The sequence below is a fragment of the Streptomyces sp. NPDC056222 genome (assembly GCF_042264065.1).
Lineage (GTDB): Bacteria > Actinomycetota > Actinomycetes > Streptomycetales > Streptomycetaceae > Streptomyces.
In genome coordinates this window covers 1-16,929 of record NZ_JBHJTL010000060.1, presented here as the reverse complement: position 1 = coordinate 16,929, position 16,929 = coordinate 1, and the positions used below count along the sequence as shown (strand labels likewise).

The window sequence follows — 16,929 nt, the reverse complement described above, 5'->3', positions numbered from 1 at the left end:
TCACGAGAGGCGCCTTTGGTGCGCCCAATGTTGGTCGGGGGCAATCCTTCGGGCCCCCTGTCCCGCCTGGCGTGCGCGCGTCAAACTCCCCCTGGACTCGTCCCCCACCTCCGACAGGAGAGTGCGATGCCCGCGTCAGCCTTCCTCCCCCGCAGCGCCGCCCTGGCCACGACCGCCCTGACAGCCGCCGCGCTGATCGCGGTCACCGTGGCCGCCCCCGCCGCCCTCGCGGCCGACCCGGTGGCCCCCGGCGCCTCCTACAAGGCCGCGTACGACACCCTCGGCCCGCAGCGCCTCACCCCCGCCCAGCAGAGACTCAGCGCAGCCAAGCAGGCCGAGGCGTCGAGAGCGTACGACGGAGTACGCCCCCGGGCGGCGCTGGCCGGGTACAAGCTCTCCGGGGGCCTCCACCAGTCGCAGAAGACGTCCTACTGGTGCGGACCGGCCACCCTCGTGATCACCCAGTCCGCGGCCGACGAGGTCGCGGGCCGCTCGCAGCAGGACGCGGCGACCCTCCTCAAGACCAACTCCAGCGGCACCGCCTGGTACGGCATCAACATCAACGTCCCCAGCCCTACGGGCTATCCGATGGCCGACGCGCTGAACTACCGCCTGCCCGGTGCCGGTTACGTGCCCAAGGCGCTGCCGTACACCCCGACCGCCACCGACAAGGCGAACTTCAAGCAGCACATCACGCACAACACCGACCACGACTACGCGATAGCCGGCAACGCCTGGGAGGTCCCGGGCGGGCCGCATCTCGTCGGCCACCCCAACATCGAGATATTCCACTGGGTCTCGATAGACGGCTACAACACGGACTCCGCCGCCGGGCAGGTCAACTACCTGGATCCGGTGGGTGGAGTGAGCACGAGCGTGATCTCCTGGGCGGGATCCGTCCCCAAGTCGGCGCGCATCTCGTCCGACACCATCACCACCATCATGGGCGGCCGTGGGTACGTCTGGTAACACCCTTTCCCCGGTCGGCGTCCGAGCGGCGCCGGCCCTGCTGCTGGCGGGCATCCTGATGGCAGGATGCTCGTCGGCGCAGCCCGATCCGACTCCCCGCGAGTCGTCGGCCCCGGCGCCACGGCCGACCGCGCTCGCCGCCGCGTGCGAGGTACGGCTGCCCGCCAGCTGGGGCTCCGCTCTCGCGGCGGGTGAGCTGCGGACACCGGCCGGCGAGCGGGCGGTGCTCACCGACACCGGGCCCGGCTGGACCGCCGTCCAACTCACCGGCCCCGGACAACGCCGGGCCGCCCTGCTGCGCGGCACCGGGGCGCCCCGCACCCTGCTCACCCTCGCCGACCCCGTCGAACACCAGCTGCTCGCGGCCGACTTCGACGGCCGGCGGTGGGCCGCGTTCGCGGTCCTGGAGGGGCGGACCCTGGACAGCCCGTGGAGCCTGTACGTCTGGGACGCCACCACGGGCACGTCCCGGCGGCTCGCCCGGGCGGACCGGCCGGGCCCGCTGCCCCAGCCCGTCGTCCGCGACGGCACCGTCCACTGGGCGCAGGGAGTCGGCGACGGCAAGGCCACCGTGTACGCGGCGGCGGCCACGGGCGGCGCTCCGCGCGCCCTGCGCACGGGGGTGATGGACGCCCCCTTCGTCGCCGGCGACCTGCTGGTGTGGCGCGAGTCGTCGGGCTCGGGGACACGGCTGGCCGCCGTCTCCCGTACCGGCGCGCGGGCCGCCGCACTGCCCGACGCCCTGGCCGCGCTCCGGGACGTCCGGTCCGTGGTCACCGACGGCAGGACCTGGGCCTGGGTGGAAGGCGAGGCCGAACCGCGGCTGATGGTGTGGCGAATGGGAGACGCGCGGCCGACGGCGGTCGTGACGACCTCCCCCGCCGTCGACGGCATGGACCAGCTGCGGATCAGCGGCCGCCTGATCACCTGGCGCACGCCGGAGACGTCCTACGCCCTGGACCTCGGCTCCGGCTCGTACGCGCGCATCACCCCTGCGTACGGGTATGCGCAGGCCAGGGGCGGTGCGCTGGCCGTGGCGTACAGCGTGGGCAACGCCAAGACGTCCGGTTCCCGGCCGGTGATCCAGGTGGTGGACGCGAGCCGGCTGCCCGGCCTGCCGCGGTGTGGCTGATCGTCGCCATCGAGGTTTGAGTGGTTCACGGTTGCGCCAGAGATGGGACATGTCCACACAGGTGTCCGAGGAGGTACGGGAGGCTCTCCACGAGGGCCGTCCCGTCGTCGCGCTCGAGTCCACGATCATCGCCCACGGTCTGCCACGCCCGCGCAATCTGGCCGTGGCGCGAGAGCTGGAGGCGCTGGTACGGGCCGGCGGCGCCGTGCCCGCCACCATCGCCGTGATCGACGGCACGGCCCGTATCGGCCTCGACCAGGACGGGTTGACCCGCATCGCGGACGATCCGTCCGTACGGAAGCTGGGCCATCGCGACCTGGCGCCCGCGCTCGCCACCGGGGCGACGGGGGCGACGACGGTCTCGGCGACGGCATGGCTGGCGGACTCCGTCGGCATACGGGTCTTCGCGACCGGCGGGCTCGGCGGGGTGCACCGCGAGTGGAGCGAGACGCAGGACGAGTCGGCCGACCTGCGGCTGCTGTCCAGGGTCGGGGTGACGGTGGTGTGCGCGGGGGTCAAGTCGATCCTCGACGTCCCGACGACGCTGCAGCGGCTCGAGACGCTGGGTGTGACGGTGGTGGGGTACGGGACGGAGCACTTCCCCGGGTTCTACCTGACCTCGTCCGGAGAGCCCGTCGACTGGACCCTGAGGACACCCGAGGCGGTGGCGGACGTGATACGGGCCCAGGACGACCTGGGCGAGCCGTACGCGGCACTGATCGTCGCCAACCCTGTGCCAGTGGTGGACCAGTTGGATCCGGCGCTGCACGACCGGATTCTCGCGCAGGGCCTCGCGGAGGCGAAGGAGAAGGGGATCTCGGGGCAGGCCGTGACGCCCTTCCTGCTGGAGTATCTGACCGTGCACACCGAAGGCGCCTCGCTGGAGGCGAACCTCGCGGCGGTACGGGGCAATGTGCGGCTCGCGGCCCGGATCGCCGCGGCGTACGCCGAAGGCGGCGCGTGAGCGGCCTGCTGGTCGTCGGCGACGTGGTCACCGATGTGGTGGCCCGGCACGGCACACCGCTGACGCCCGCCACCGACACCGCGGCCGCCATCCGCACGCTGCCGGGCGGCGCCGGGGCCAACGCGGCCTGCTGGGCGGTGCGTTCGGGCTGGGGTGACGTGCGGCTGCTCGGTCGCGTCGGGACCGAGGCGGCCGACTGGCACGAGAGGGCCCTGCGCATGGCCGGTGTGCGGCCGATGCTGGTCACGGACGCGGACGCCGCCACGGCGACGGTGATCGCACTGGTCGACGCGAGCACCGAGCGCACGTTCCTGACCGACAGCGGGGCGGCGCTGCGCCTCTCCCCCACCGACTGGACCGACGCGTTCCTCGACGGTGTGACCCATCTGCATCTGTCCGGGTACCTCTTCTTCGCCGCGTCCAGTCGCGCGACCGTGCTGCGGGCTCTGCGGGCGGCGCGGGAGGCCGGAGTGCCGGTGAGTGTCGACCCGGCCTCCACGGGGTTCCTGGAGCGGCTCGGCGTGGATCGGTTCCTGACCGCGGCGCAGGGCGCGGAGGTGCTGTTCCCGAACGCCGACGAGGCCCGCCTGCTGACCGGGTGCGCCGAACCGGAGCAGGCGGCCGAGCTGCTGAGCCGTACGTTCCCGCTGGTCGTGGTCACCCTGGGAGCGGCGGGCGCCCTGGTCGCGGAGGCGGGCTCGGTGACGGGCCGGGTCATGGCACCCGAGGTGCGGGCGGTGGACTCGACGGGAGCGGGCGATGCGTTCACGGGGGCGTTCCTGGCGGCCCGGCTCGCCGGCGCGGACCCGACGACGGCGGCCGCGGCGGGATGCCGGGCGGGCGCGGAGGCGGTGACGGTGGTGGGCGGCCGGCCCACGGGAGACGCCCCAGGTCGCGTCCCCGGCGCCTAACCCCTGGGTCCCTGGGCAGTCCCTGAGTACTTGGGAGTCCCTAAGCGCCTGGGCATTCCCTGTGTTGTGCCTAGCCCTTGAGCCCTGTCCAGGCCGGGTGGCGTGGGTCGTCGGTGCGGACGACGACGTCCGCGGCATCGGAGGGGGCGACCTCGTTCTCGTACCGTGCGAAGGCGGGCAGGGTCCAGGGCTCCTCGGTGCGGCGTGCCAGGGCGCCGGGCGAGAGCCGCAGATGGACGGTCAGGTCGAACGGGAACCAGTGCCCCAGCAGGAACGGACCGTGGACCACGAGCACGCCCCCGGGCGGCAGTTCCACGTACGGGCTGCGGGTGGCCCGGTCTCGTACCGGGTCCCAGAGATCGGGCAGCACGCGCCCGCTCCCTCCCTCCTCCAGCGGCCCGAACACCTCACGCCACAACGCCCCGGTGTCGTACCAGCCGCTGTAGTACGAGTCGGGGTCCTGCTTCCCGTACTCGAAGCGGAGCGATGCGGGCCGCAGGAACCCTTCGGTGCCGACGACGAGCACGGACCGGCCGAGCAGCCGGAGCTCCTCGGCGATCCGCTCGGCGGTCTCCCCGGTCGGCGCCGCGGGCGGACCGTCGACGGCGACCTTGAGCCGGCCACCGCCGTCCCTGGGCGCCATCCCGTCGACGTGCCTGGCCACGGCACCGGACAGCCGCTCCCAGGTGATCGCTTCGACTCGCACGGGCACGACCTTGCTCTGGGCGTCAGGGTTCGGGCACCGATTCTACGAACAGGGGCCTCAGGAAAGGCGGAGCGCGCAGTCCGGGGCTTCCGCCGCTATCGCCAGCGGCGCGTCCTGGGGCAGCAGGCAGGTCATGTGGAGCACGACGGGCTCGGAGCCGAAGTTGTACCCGATGTGCCGGTTCCTGCTGCCCGCGGGTTCGACGAACGCGTCCCCGGCGGAGGCCGTCTCGACGGTGCAGTCGTGCAGGACGCGGGTCAGCGTGCCGGACTGGACGACGGCGATGATCTGACCGGGGTGGTGGTGCCAGCCGGTGGAGTCGCCGGGGGCGAGGGTGACGGTACGGAAGACGACGTCCGTTCGGCCCTTGGGTGGCTTGATCCGGAGCGTGCCGCTGGAGGTGCCCTTGGCCACCAGGGTCTGACCGGGGTGCGTGCCCCGGTCGGTGCAGATGTCGATCCCCATGGAGCAGCCCTCCCGCTTCCCCACGCGACCCTTCGGTTCAAGGCCGCCAAACAGCCATACGTTACTCGTAAGGGTGATGACCCGGACGGGGATTGACGATCACTTCACCGGTAGGGCCGCGAGCCGTGCCGGCAGTTCACCCACCGGACGAACCTCGCCCTCCATCTCGACCCGACCGTCCCGTACCGCCTGGCCGAGAGTCGACCGTCCGCTCGCCAGCGCCCGGCAGGTCGCGGAATCCGTCCGCAGCCGTACGTCGGCGGGGCCGGCCGGCGGCCCGTCCCCGTACTCCGGCGGCTGCCCGTCGACCCCGACCCGTAGATGGAACTCACCCTCATCCAGAATCACATGCACCACTCCCGCCACCGCGCCCTCCAGGGCGGACAGCAGTGGGATCGCGAACCAGTGCGCGCGCACGGCGTCGGTCGGCCGCGGCTCCTCCAGGGCGGGCGCGCCCCACTCCGCCAGGGCCCGCAGGACCGGAAGCAGCTCGCGGCCCCGGCGGGTGAGTTCGTACACGTACGCAGAGGCGGGCGGCGGGAGCCGTCGGCGTGTGACGAGTTCGGCGCTCTCCATGTCCTTGAGGCGGCCGGCCAGCATGTCCGTGCTGACACCGGGGAGATCGGCGTGCAGATCCGTGTAGCGGCGCGGTCCGGCGAGGAGTTCACGGACGATCAGCAGCGTCCAGCGGTCGCCGACGGCGTCGAGGGCGCGGGCGGCGGCGCAGTACTGGTCATAGCTTCGGCGGCGAGGCATACGGCGCAGTCTAGACAAGTTGTTGGACTTTCCAAGCTCGAACTTGGTAAAACCAAGTATCAATCCTTCTGGGGAGGTCGTCGCATGGAGTTCCGGCAGTCGAGCAAGCTGAGCGAGGTCTGCTACGAGATTCGCGGCCCGGTCATCGAGCACGCCAACGCCCTGGAGGAGGCGGGCCACAGCGTCCTGCGCCTCAACACCGGGAACCCCGCGCTCTTCGGCTTCGAGGCGCCGGAGGAGATCGTCCAGGACATGATCCGGATGCTCCCGAAGGCCCACGGCTACACCGACTCCCGCGGCATCCTCTCCGCCCGCCGCGCCGTCGCCCAGCGCTACCAGGCCATGGGCCTGCCGGACATCGACGTCGACGACGTCTTCCTCGGCAACGGCGTCTCCGAGCTGGTCTCCATGGCCGTCCAGGCGCTCCTGGAGGACGGCGACGAGGTCCTGATCCCCGCCCCCGACTTCCCCCTGTGGACGGCGGTGACCACTCTCGCAGGCGGCAAGGCCGTGCACTATCTGTGCGACGAGTCGGCCGACTGGTACCCGGATCTCGACGACATGGCCGCGAAGATCACCGACCGTACCCGTGCCGTCGTGATCATCAACCCCAACAACCCCACGGGCGCGGTCTATCCGCGCGAGATCGTCGAGGGCATCCTCGACCTCGCCCGCCGCCACGGCCTGATGGTCTTCGCCGACGAGATCTACGACCAGATCGTCTACGACGATGCGGTCCACTACCCGGCCGCCTCCCTCGCCCCCGACCTGGTCGTCCTCACCTTCGGCGGACTGTCGAAGACGTACCGGGTGGCGGGCTTCCGTTCCGGCTGGCTGGTCGTCAGCGGCCCGCAGCAGCACGCGAAGAGCTACCTGGAGGGCCTGACCATGCTGGCCTCCATGCGGCTGTGTCCGAACGCCCCCGCGCAGTACGCCATCCAGGCCGCGCTCGGCGGCCGGCAGTCGATCCACGAGCTCACCGCCCCGGGCGGCAGGCTCCACGAGCAGCGCGACAAGGCCTGGGAGAAGCTCAACGAGATCCCCGGCGTCTCCTGTGTGAAGCCGAAGGGCGCGCTCTACGCCTTCCCGCGTCTGGACCCGAAGGTGCACAACATCCACGACGACGAGAAATTCGTCCTCGACCTGCTGCTGCGCGAGAAGATCCAGGTGGTGCAGGGCACCGGATTCAACTGGCCGCGACCGGACCACTTCCGCATCCTGACGCTGCCGTACGCCGACGACCTCGACGCGGCGATCAGCCGCATCGGCCGCTTCCTGAGCGGCTACCGGCAGTAGGGCGGCGCGACCCCTAGTCTGGCTCGTGACGTGGGCCTCCGCGGACGGATGGGAGTTGGGGCCGTGGAGTTCGGGAAGTCGTCCGGCGGGTCCGCGCCCTCTCCCGAGCCCTCACCGGAGCCGTCACAGCAGCCGGAGCGACGGTCCTGGGCGCCGCTGCTGGCGGTGTGCGCCGGGTACTTCATGGTGATCCTGGACGTGACGATCCTCAACGTCGCCGTGCCGGTGATCGGCCGGGAGCTGTCGGCCTCGCTCACCGGGATCCAGTGGATCACCGACGGGTACACGCTGGTCTTCGCCGGATTCCTCCTGACCGGTGGCGCGCTGGGCGACCGGCTCGGCAACCGCCGGGTCTTCTGCGCGGGTGTCGTCGTGTTCATCGTGTCCTCGGCCGCGTGCGCGGCCGCCCCCAGCACCCCCTTCCTGGTGACGGCCCGCCTGGTGGAGGGGCTCGGCGCCGCGCTGATCGTGCCCGGCTCCCTCGCCCTGCTCCAGCAGGCCTACCCGGCACCGGCCGCACGATCGCGGGCCTTCGGACTGTGGGGTTCGATGGCGGGCATCGCCGCCTCCGCCGGGCCGCTCCTGGGCGGGCTGCTCGTCTCCACCGTGGGTTGGCGCTGGGTCTTCCTCATCAACCTGCCCGTCGGCGCGGCCTGTCTCATGCTGACCCTGCGACACGTGGGACGCTCGCCGCGGCGATCCACCCGGGCCCTGGACTGGCCCGCGCAGTGCGCGGTCGTCGCGGGGGTGGCGCTGCTGACGGGGGCGCTGAACGAGGCCGGACGGCGAGGCTGGTCCGATCCGCTCGTTCTCGGCGGGTTGGGCCTGGCCGTGCTGGCCGCCGTCGCCTTCGTGGTGCGCGAGCGGCTGGCCCGGTCCCCCGCCCTCCCGCTGGACCTGTTGCGTTCCCGGGCGATGGGCGGCGGAGCCGTCATCGGCCTGCTGTTCAACTTCGGCTTCTACGGCATGGTGTTCACCGCCAGCCTGGAGTTTCAGCAGAACCGCGGCTTCAGCGCCCTCGAAACGGGTCTCGCGCTGTTTCCGGCCGTGGCGATGACCATGTTCGCGTCCGTCCTGTCCGGGCGGCTGGCCCGCCGCACCGGCGACCGTCCGCTGGTGGTCTCCGGCATGCTCCTGGCCGCCCTGGGGCTGGCCGGCTGGGCCGCCGCGGGCCCCGACCCCGCCTACGCTCTGCTGGTGGCCCCGATGATGGCCGCGGGGTTCGGAACCTCCTTCGCCCTCACCGGCTCGACCGCCACGGTGATGGGTGCCGCGCCGACCGCGTACTCGGGAACCGCGTCCGCCCTGTTCAACACCACGCGACAGATCGGGAGCGCCACCGGGGTCGCGCTCGGTGGCAGCCTGCTCGCCACGGCCGCCGCCGGCACCGGACTGCGCGTCAGCATGGCCGTCGGCGCGCTCGCCTATCTGACGGCCGCCGTCCTCGCTCGGCTGTGCGTACCGGCGAAAACCGCCGGGGCGTAGGGGCTACGGCGCCGGGAAAAGGAGCGGGTCCGAGGGCGTAGCCGGCCCCCGGACCCTGTCGATGCCACTCACATCACACGCCGGCACGCTTGAGGGCTCGGGTCAGTCGTCATTGCGTCGCGTCCTGCCATTGGACCACCGCCGATCGAGCTCGGCGGACCAGATTCGAACTGGCATTTCGACGCATCAGGGCCCGTGCCCGGTCGATCCGGCGATGAGCGGCGAATGCTGAGTCTGGAGCAATAGTCTGAGATTGATCGCGGTCTGCCTCTGCCTGGTTGGGCCACCCCGGCACGGAAGAGCGCCGGGAGGAGGACTCGAACCTCCACTGGAACCGCGGATGTCACGACAAGGCTCAGTTTCAGCTTTGCGCTCCTCGCGCACCCCGGCCGTGCTCTGTGGCCGGGGAGTTCATGGGTGTCCCCGCTATCCGAAGAGGTAGCCGAAGACGGCGTCGCCGACGCGCTCGTCGGTGACCTCGGCGCTGTTCGCCTCCTCACGGGCGAACTTCACCGCCTGCTGGAGCTTCTCCACCCGCTCCAGCAGCTCGTTCACCCGTCGCGCAGGCAGGGCGCCGGAGAACTTCACGGTGGTCCAGTACCCCACCGGAATGTCCTCGTAGTACACCTCGACCTGCGCCGGATGCTTGTCCGTCGCCTCCGCCTTGACGTGGTTGCGCGGCACCTTCTTCGTCCGGACCGTGCGGACGACATCGGTCTTCCACGCGTCGGTCGACGGGTCCTGCGTCCACGACTCGGCCGCGTCCAGGACGGGCAGCTTGCGGACGAAGGTGTTGATGTCCGTCAGCTGCTTCTCCAGGAAGAGGAGGTACGCGACGGGCACCCGGCTCACCAGCACGCGTCCGTCGACGGTGATGTCGGCGCGCGCGTCGCAGTTGGCCCAGTCCTTGGTGGCGGTGACATCGAACAGCCGCGTCAACGCCCGAGCGGTGTCGCGCAGTACGTCCTCGGCCTTCACCTGCACCAGCGTGGACTCGGGCGGAAGCTGCTCACCCTCCTCGTCCTTCGGCTGGTACGTACGCGAGATGCCGGCGAGCAGTGCGGGCTTCTGCAGCCCGTGGTGCGCCGCGGTGAGGTCCTGATGCGCCCTGGACTTGACGCCCTTCTCCACTGCGATGATCTGATTGAGTTTCGTTGCCACGTGACGGACCCTAGCCGCCGCCGGGGCGCCGAATCGAACGAATATTGACGCCACTTGACCCTGCTGAGGAGTGACCGGTCATGGAGACGGCGCTGATCGCCGTGGTGGGAACCCTGCTGGGTGTCGTCGCCACACACTGGTTCCAGGGCCGAGCCACCGAACGTACGGCGATACTGGCCCGCACCGAGCAGCTCCGCCAGGAACGGATCGCTGCCTACAGCGCCTTCGCCGGCGCGATCGTCGACTACCGGCGAAGTCAGAACGACCGCTGGTTCCGGGCGGCCCAGGACGCGGGCTCCGAGGAGGCCGAGGAGTCGCGCTACGCCTCGTACCGGCAGCGCACCGCCACCCGCCAGGCCCTCTTCCGTGTCCAGCTGGTGTGCGACGACGCCGACACCCGCCAACTGGCCGAATCGGCCTTCGAGATGACCAACTGCATGCACGAGGCGACCGGCGAAGAGGACCGGGCACACCGCTCCCACCGGGCGAAGGAGATCCTCGACCAGTTCATCGCCGCGGCCGCGCCCGGCGTGCGCTGAGGGAGCCGCCATGGACCTGGTCGCACCCGTCGTCGTCGAACCGCTCAAGCGCCGCCGTTGCTCCGAGTGCCGGCAGGGCCCGCTGGAGCGGATGATCGTCGAGTTCAACGCACCCGTCTGCCTGGACTGCGCCGACCTGGGCCATCTGGTGTTCCTGCGCCGTGGGGACACCGCGCTCACCCGCCGGGCGCGCGAGGGCAGTTCGCTCTGGGCGGTGGTCGTACGGCACAACCGGCGCCGTACGCGGTACGAGCGTCAGGGGCTGCTCGTCGAGGAGGCCGCGCTCGCCCGGGCGGAGGCCGCCTGTCTGGCGGACACGGAGGCGCGGGCGCGGCGCCGGGCACGTGACGCCGCGCGCCGCGCGGAGCGGGACGCCGAGGTCACGGCGGCGCTGGAGGCCGAGATCCTGCGGCTCTTTCCCCACTGCCCGGCCGATCGGGCCGCGGAGATCGCGGGCCACGCCGCGCAGAAGGGCAGCGGCCGGGTGGGGCGTACGGCGGCCGGGCGGGCACTGGACCGGGGTGCGGTCACAGCTGCCGTGCGGGCGGCCGTACGCCATGTCGACACCGAGTACGACACGCTGCTCATGCGGGGCGTGCCCCGCCACCAGGCCCGGATGAGGGTCGCATCGACCATCGAGGCGGTACTCCGGGCCTGGCGCCCTGCGTGAGGACCCGTGCGGGCCTCAGACCTGCGCGCCCATACGACGAGCCCGGCGGTAGACCAGGGCGCCGCCGAGCAGGAGCGCGGCTCCGGCCGCGGCCGCGGAGCCGACCAGCTCCGAGCCGGTGCTGGCGAGCGCGACCGAGCTGGTCTGCGGGCTGGGCGCCGGAGCCTCCGGCTCGGTCTCGCTGACCGGAACGGGCTGCGGCTTGGGGGGCACGTTCCGGTTCGGCTCCTCGCCGGGCCCCTCGCCGGGCTCCTCGGGCTGGGAGGGGCCGTTGACCGCGGTGTTGCCGAAGGCCGGGTTGCCGATGCCGACGACGTTGACCGAGTTGCCCGCGACGTTCACGGGCAGGTCGATGGGCAGCTGGAGTCCGTTGCCGGAGATCACGCCGGGGGAACCCTTGGCGTGGCCCTCGGCGAGGGCGCCACCGCCGTTGGAGGAGTTGCCCCCGCTGTGTCCGGCACCCTGACCGCCGCCGTGTCCGCCGTGGTGTCCGCCGCCGTGTCCGCCGTGGCTCCCATCGCCGGGCGTGCCGGCGCGCGGGGAGGCGGGCATGTCCTTGTGCGTCCGTCCGCCGCCGTCCGCGTCCGAGCCGTATCCGTCGGACTTGCTGACGTTCGCACAGCGGTTGCCCGCGGCGGGGTTGAGCAGTCCGATGACATTGACGGTGTTCCCGCAGACATTGACCGGAGCGTGTACCGGCAGCTGAACCGTGTTGCCGGAGATCACACCCGGGGAACCGATCGCGGCGCCCTGTGCGCCGGAGTCGGCGTGGGCGGCGCCCGCCGAGAGCGCCAGCGCGCCACCCGTGACCATCAGTGTGGCCAGACCACTTCGGCGAATCTGCCTCATGGCTTCCTGCCTTCCGGAGGTTTTCACGGGCATTCTCGCCCGCACCGCACTTAACGCGATCCCGACCCGGCTGGATCAGGCCGTTGGCGCGATTCACTCCATCGAGTGGGTGTGACTTCGAACGTATAGGGAACTGCCGACTCCGCTCGGAGGCGATTATCGTCACGCGGCGAAGCGTGACGGGTGAACGCCTGCGGGCGTGGAGTTCGCACGGCGCCGGCCGGGTCGACGCCTTCGGCCGGCCTGTCGGTCAGTGGCCGAGCAGATCGGTGAGTACGCCGACGGGGTCGGGGTCGGGAGTGCCGCGCGGCCACCAGTCCTCACGGTCGGCATCCGACTCGTACCCGTACCAGAGTCCGTCGCGGCCGAAGCGGAGCTGGAGGGACCGCGTCGACAGCCGGTTGCGCCACGGGCGGAAGGCCGGGAAGTCGGAGGCCAGCAGGGCGGGGCGGGCCCGGTCGAACGGGCCGGCGGGCGGGTCCCAGGGCTCTTCGAGGACGGCGAGCCCGGCGAGGCCGCCCTGGCGCCAGGCGGCGACGGCGCGGGCCAGGTCGCTGGGTGTGCGGTCGAGGGCGTAGGCGAGGTCTCGGTACAGCGCGCGGGTGGAGGCGGTGAGTCCGGAACCGGGGTGCGCGGCGGCCAGCCGCACGGCGTCCTGCCAGGGGGTGAGCGCGGCGACGGGGTCGTGTCCGGTCACCAGGAAGGCGTGGGCGCGGGCGGCGGCCTCCGTGGCGAGCAGGTCCAGGGCGAGGGGGTCGGGGGCGTCGGCGTCCGGGGGATAGGCCGGAGGGCGGCCGGGATGCGCGGGGGCCGGCAGCGGCGGGGGCAGCGGCGGCAGGGCGTGACCGGGGTCCGGGGCGAGGGCGGCGCGGGCCGGGACGGTGGCCATCGGCGGTACCGACGCCGTCTGCTCGGCGGCGGAGCGGGCCGCGTTGCGCTGGGTGAGGGCGGCGAGGAGCTCCTGCTCGCCGCGGCCCCGCATGAGGAAGAGGACGAACGGGTCCTGGTCGAGGAGCCGGGCCGACTGGTAGCAGAGGGCGGCGGCGTGCTTGCAGGGGAAGCCGTCGTCCGGGCAGGAGCAGCCGGGGATGAGGTCTCCGGGCGCGGGCAGCAGCCCGGTGACGGCCTCGACGGCGTGCGGGATGTCCTTGTCGAGGAGGGCGGCGATGTGGTCGGGCCGCGCGGCGATCTCGTCCAGGAAGCGCTCCCAGCCGTCGTCGCCGAGCGTGCGCAGCCGGATCTCGGTGCGGTACGGGCGAGGGCGGGTGCCGTGGACGTAGGCGACGACTCGGCCGGGGGTGACCGTGATCGCGTCGACGTGACCGCGCCCGGCGTATGCCTTGCCGCGGGCGAGGCGGGCGGGGTCGAGGGCGGTGCCCTCCAGGGCGTCCACCCAGGCGTTGCCCCACCAGGTGGCGGCGAAGCGGCCGTCCGCGGGAGTCCCCGCACGCCCCTCGGCGTCCGGTGTCCCTCGCGGGGCCAGCGCCGGGAACGTCCGGCGCCGGTCGTCGTGGCGCGGGCCGGCGAACCGGGCGGCCGGGGGTCGGCGGGGGCTCATGACGGCCTCCTCAGCGAGACCAGGTCCGCCAGCTCGCGGTCGGTCAGTTCGGTGAGCGCGGCCTCTCCGGAGCCGAGGACGGCGTCGGCGAGGGCCCGCTTGGCCCGCAGCATCTCGGCGATGCGGTCCTCCACGGTGCCCTCGGCGATCAGCCGGTGGACCTGGACCGGCTGGGTCTGTCCGATGCGGTAGGCCCGGTCGGTGGCCTGCTCCTCGACGGCAGGGTTCCACCAGCGGTCGAAGTGGACGACGTGTCCGGCCCGGGTGAGATTGAGCCCGGTGCCGGCCGCCTTCAGCGACAGCAGGAAGACGGGCACGTCGCCGGATTGGAAGCGGTCCACCATCCGCTCGCGCTCGGCCACGGGCGTACCCCCGTGCAGCAGTTGGGCCGGGATCGCCCGTGCGGCCAGGTGGTCGGCGAGGAGCCGGGCCATGGTCACGTACTGGGTGAAGACGAGGACGGCGCCGTCCTCGGCGAGGATCGTGTCGATGAGTTCGTCGAGCAGGGCGAGCTTGCCCGAGCGGCCGGCGAGCCGGGCCGTGCCGCCGCCCTTGGCCGTCTGCTCCTTGAGGTACTGGGCGGGGTGGTTGCAGATCTGTTTGAGCGAGGTGAGCAGCTTCATCACGAGCCCGCGGCGGGCGATGCCCTCGGCACCCTCGATCTGCGCCATGGTCTCGCGGACCACCGCCTCGTAGAGCGAGGCCTGTTCGCGGGTGAGCGCCACCGGGTGGTCGGACTCGGTCTTGGGCGGCAGCTCGGGGACGATACCGGGGTCGGACTTGCGGCGGCGCAGCAGGAAGGGCCTGACGAGGCGGGCGAGGCGCTCGACGGCCTCCTCGTTCTCGATCTCCTCGCTGTTCTCCACGGCGCGGGCGTGGCGGGAGCGGAAGGCCTTGAGCGGGCCGAGGAGGCCTGGGGTGGTCCAGTCGAGCAGGGCCCACAGCTCGGAGAGGTTGTTCTCCACGGGGGTGCCGGTGAGGGCGACCCTGGCAGGCGTCGGGATCGTGCGCAGCGCCTTGGCCGTCGCGGAGAAGGGGTTCTTGACGTGCTGGGCCTCGTCGGCGACGACCATCCCCCATGTCTGCCCGGCCAGTTGGGGGGCGCTGGTGCGCAGGGTGCCGTAGGTGGTGAGGACGAATCCGCCGGTGCCGGTGCCCTCGTCGAGTCCGTCCAGGGAGCGGTCGGCGCCGTGGAAGCGGCGTACGTCGACGCCGGGGGCGAAGCGCCGGATCTCCCGCTGCCAGTTGCCGAGCAGGGAGGCGGGGCAGACGACCAGGGTGGGGGCGCGGCGGGCGCGGCGCAGATGGAGGGCGATGAGGGTGACGGTCTTTCCGAGGCCCATGTCGTCGGCGAGGCAGCCGCCGAGCCCGAGCGACGTCATGAGGTCCAGCCAGGCGAGTCCGCGCAGCTGGTAGTCGCGCAGGGTGGCGTCCAGACCGGCGGGCGCGGTGATGGACTCGGGGCCTGCGACGAGCCGGTCCCGCAGGGTTGCGAGGGCTCCGACGGGCACGGCCTGGACGGTCTCGCCGTCCACCTCCGCCGTGCCGCTGAGGGCGACGGCGAGGGCGTCGACGGGCTCCAGGAGGCCCAGTTCCCGCTTGCGGGCCTTGCGGACGAGGTCGGGGTCGACGACCACCCACTGGTCGCGCAGCCGCACGATGGGGCGGTGGGACTCGGCGAGGGTGTCCATCTCCCGTTCGGTGAGCGGGTCTCCGTCGAGGGCGAGCTGCCAGTTGAAGCGGAGCAGCTCCTCGCTGTCGAAGAAGGTGGTGCCGTCGGTGGCGGAGCCGGGGGCGGAGAGCGCAGGCCGCACCACGGCGGAGGCGCTGAGCGAGCGGGCCAGCTCGCGGGGCCAGTGGACGGCGACCCCGGCATCGGCGAGACGGGCCGCGGCGGGGCCGAGGAGTTCGTACAGCTCGTCCTCGGTCAGGGCGAGGACGTCGGGGACGTCGCGCTCCAGGAGCCTGCCGAGCGGCGGCCAGACGCGGGCGGCGCGGCGGAGGGCGAGAACGGCGTCGATCCGGGCGCGCGGCCCGAAGAGCTCGTCGCCGCCCCCCTCCCAGAGGGCGGCGGCGTCGATGACGAGGGTGGGGTCGGCGAGGCTGTGGATCTGGAGCAGGGCCGCGGCGGCCCGCCGCTCGTCGCCGCCCTCCTCGGCGATGTCGAAGAGTTCGTATCCGGCGAGGTCGAGGCGGAGCGAGACCCGGACCCCGGCGTCCATGCCGGCGGCGGCCTCGGTCGCCCAGGCACGCGCGCGAGGCAGGTGCTGTGCGGTATGCGCGGCGAACGGCGCGCCCGCCGCGTGGGCCGCGGCGGGGGTACGGGGCAGGGTGTCGGCGACGGCGTCGAGGAAGGCCCGCACCAGGGCCTCGGGCTCGGGCAGCTGGAGCGGGCTGAGGCCGGGGGCGGGGACGGCGTGGCCTTCGGGAGGCATGGCGGCGGCGACGGCCCGCAGGTGGGCGATGTCGTCCGCGTCCAGCGGACCGGCCCGCCAGGCGTCGAGATCGTCGGCCGTGAGCCCGGGCAGCAGACGCCCCCGCGCGACGAGCTGCAGGGCGTGCAGGGCGGCGGCGCCCCAGCAGGCGGTGGCGGGGTGGGCGGCCGGGTGGTGGCGCGCGGCGACCAGATGGGGCAGGGCCTCGGCGACACCGAGGATCACGGCGGGAACCTTGCGGCTGCGGACTCCGGCGCCGTGCCGCCGTACGACGGTGAGCTCGCCGACCCGAGGGCCGGGGTCTCCGGCGTCGGGCGTGCCGGCGCCTTCGGCATCGGGCTTCCGCGCGCCCGAGGGCGTCGCCGGGCTCCCGTCGGCGGTCGTCGCCACGGGCAGCTCGTCGCCGTCCGGGGCCCAGAAGGCGACCCGGCCGTCGCGCGGCAGGGCGGCGGGCAGGAAGACGGCGGCACTGGTCTGCCAGGTGTGGGGCACGGCTCTGCTCACCTCCCGTTCCGCGACGGAGTCCGACTGGATCTCCGACCTTACGGGTGGGGTCTGACAACGGGGTCTCGTGCCGCTTCGCCCGGGCGGCCCAGCACCGGATGACAGCCCGTCCGGCAGGCGGCAGGGTGACGGAGAACAGGGCTTCTGCCGCCTTCGCCCGACAGACGAGGAACCGCCATGTCCGTTCACCGGCGTCTCGGCACCGCCGCCGGGGCCGCGCTCCTGACGCTCTCCGTCGCGGGCTGCTCCGGCCTCGGCCGCACCGCGGTCGGCACCCTCACCTACGAGACCGAGCGCGAGGTCGTGATCACCGTGACCAGCCCCTCCGTCAACGGCTGCCACCGGCTCGCGCCCCACGGCGTGACACGGGTCGAGAACCGGACGCTGAACGACATCTGGCTGTACACGACCCGTGACTGCAAGGGCGGGACGACGCCGATCTACGTCGCCACGACCCTGTCCGATTCGATCGCGCCCGACACGCTTCCCTGGCGGAGTTACAGCGTCGTCCACTAGGACCGCTCCGATG

16 protein-coding genes and 1 pseudogene are annotated in these 16,929 nt (G+C 72.8%); 9 read left to right on the top strand and 8 right to left on the bottom strand.

What is annotated here, in order from left to right; genetic code table 11:
- Positions 1-126 precede the first annotated feature (126 nt).
- Genes ACFC0D_RS25240 through ACFC0D_RS25225 form a run of 4 tightly spaced genes read left to right on the top strand, consistent with a single transcriptional unit; the run spans position 127 to position 3,976 of the window.
- Positions 127-969, top strand: a complete 843-nt coding sequence (locus ACFC0D_RS25240) for a hypothetical protein (protein WP_376440079.1) — start codon at positions 127-129, stop codon at positions 967-969.
- Complete coding sequence (locus ACFC0D_RS25235) at positions 953-2,101, top strand: hypothetical protein (RefSeq protein WP_376440077.1); 1,149 nt, start codon at positions 953-955, stop codon at positions 2,099-2,101. The genes ACFC0D_RS25240 and ACFC0D_RS25235 overlap by 17 nt, the downstream gene beginning before the upstream one ends.
- A gap of 49 nt (positions 2,102-2,150) precedes the next feature.
- A complete protein-coding gene (locus tag ACFC0D_RS25230) occupies positions 2,151-3,065 on the top strand; it encodes a pseudouridine-5'-phosphate glycosidase (protein WP_376440074.1) in 915 nt (304 codons plus the stop codon).
- Entirely contained in the window at positions 3,062-3,976 is a 915-nt protein-coding gene (locus ACFC0D_RS25225; RefSeq protein ID WP_376440072.1) for a carbohydrate kinase family protein, read from the top strand. Before ACFC0D_RS25230 ends, ACFC0D_RS25225 begins: the two co-directional genes overlap by 4 nt.
- 70 nt (positions 3,977-4,046) lie before the next feature.
- On the opposite strand, the gene ACFC0D_RS25220 is transcribed toward ACFC0D_RS25225, so the two are convergent.
- The 3 genes from ACFC0D_RS25220 to ACFC0D_RS25210 form a co-directional block, all read right to left on the bottom strand.
- Complete coding sequence (locus tag ACFC0D_RS25220) at positions 4,047-4,682, bottom strand: uridine kinase (protein ID WP_376440069.1); 636 nt, start codon at positions 4,680-4,682, stop codon at positions 4,047-4,049.
- Positions 4,683-4,739: 57 nt separating this feature from the next.
- On the bottom strand, positions 4,740-5,147 hold the full coding sequence (locus ACFC0D_RS25215; RefSeq protein ID WP_376440066.1) for a cupin domain-containing protein: 408 nt from the start codon (positions 5,145-5,147) through the stop codon (positions 4,740-4,742).
- A 99-nt stretch (positions 5,148-5,246) separates the two neighbouring features.
- Complete coding sequence (locus ACFC0D_RS25210; protein ID WP_376440063.1) at positions 5,247-5,903, bottom strand: winged helix-turn-helix transcriptional regulator; 657 nt, start codon at positions 5,901-5,903, stop codon at positions 5,247-5,249.
- Positions 5,904-5,987: 84 nt separating this feature from the next.
- Here ACFC0D_RS25210 and ACFC0D_RS25205 point away from each other — a divergent pair, with 84 nt between their 5' ends.
- Together ACFC0D_RS25205 and ACFC0D_RS25200 are read left to right on the top strand one after the other, a co-directional pair.
- Positions 5,988-7,199, top strand: coding sequence for a pyridoxal phosphate-dependent aminotransferase (locus ACFC0D_RS25205; RefSeq protein WP_376440061.1), 1,212 nt, complete (start codon positions 5,988-5,990; stop codon positions 7,197-7,199).
- Between the two features lie 183 nt (positions 7,200-7,382).
- Positions 7,383-8,684, top strand: a complete 1,302-nt coding sequence (locus tag ACFC0D_RS25200) for an MFS transporter (RefSeq protein ID WP_376440143.1) — start codon at positions 7,383-7,385, stop codon at positions 8,682-8,684.
- Positions 8,685-8,986: 302 nt separating this feature from the next.
- Here ACFC0D_RS25200 and ACFC0D_RS25195 read toward each other — a convergent pair.
- Both ACFC0D_RS25195 and ACFC0D_RS25190 read right to left on the bottom strand, forming a co-directional pair.
- Positions 8,987-9,074, bottom strand: a pseudogene (locus ACFC0D_RS25195).
- A 36-nt stretch (positions 9,075-9,110) separates the two neighbouring features.
- On the bottom strand, positions 9,111-9,845 hold the full coding sequence (locus ACFC0D_RS25190; protein WP_376440058.1) for a hypothetical protein: 735 nt from the start codon (positions 9,843-9,845) through the stop codon (positions 9,111-9,113).
- A gap of 80 nt (positions 9,846-9,925) precedes the next feature.
- On the opposite strand from ACFC0D_RS25190, the gene ACFC0D_RS25185 reads away from it, so the two are divergent.
- Positions 9,926-10,384 carry a hypothetical protein gene (locus ACFC0D_RS25185; protein ID WP_376440056.1) on the top strand — a complete coding sequence of 153 codons (459 nt, stop codon included), beginning with the start codon at positions 9,926-9,928 and terminating at the stop codon, positions 10,382-10,384.
- 10 nt (positions 10,385-10,394) lie between these two features.
- Positions 10,395-11,054: a DUF2293 domain-containing protein gene (locus ACFC0D_RS25180; RefSeq protein WP_376440053.1), complete on the top strand. Its 660-nt coding sequence runs from the start codon at positions 10,395-10,397 to the stop codon at positions 11,052-11,054.
- A gap of 15 nt (positions 11,055-11,069) precedes the next feature.
- Here the strand turns inward: ACFC0D_RS25180 and ACFC0D_RS25175 are convergent, their stop codons facing one another.
- From ACFC0D_RS25175 to ACFC0D_RS25165, 3 genes are all read right to left on the bottom strand, one after another.
- Positions 11,070-11,903, bottom strand: coding sequence for a chaplin (locus ACFC0D_RS25175; RefSeq protein WP_376440050.1), 834 nt, complete (start codon positions 11,901-11,903; stop codon positions 11,070-11,072).
- A 250-nt stretch (positions 11,904-12,153) separates the two neighbouring features.
- On the bottom strand, positions 12,154-13,461 hold the full coding sequence (locus ACFC0D_RS25170; protein WP_376440047.1) for an SWIM zinc finger family protein: 1,308 nt from the start codon (positions 13,459-13,461) through the stop codon (positions 12,154-12,156).
- Entirely contained in the window at positions 13,458-16,400 is a 2,943-nt protein-coding gene (locus tag ACFC0D_RS25165; RefSeq protein WP_376440045.1) for a DEAD/DEAH box helicase, read from the bottom strand. The genes ACFC0D_RS25170 and ACFC0D_RS25165 overlap by 4 nt, the downstream gene beginning before the upstream one ends.
- A 177-nt stretch (positions 16,401-16,577) precedes the next feature.
- Between ACFC0D_RS25165 and ACFC0D_RS25160 the strand changes: the two genes are divergently transcribed.
- Positions 16,578-16,916 carry a hypothetical protein gene (locus tag ACFC0D_RS25160; protein WP_376440042.1) on the top strand — a complete coding sequence of 113 codons (339 nt, stop codon included), beginning with the start codon at positions 16,578-16,580 and terminating at the stop codon, positions 16,914-16,916.
- The last annotated feature ends 13 nt before the right edge of the window (positions 16,917-16,929 follow it).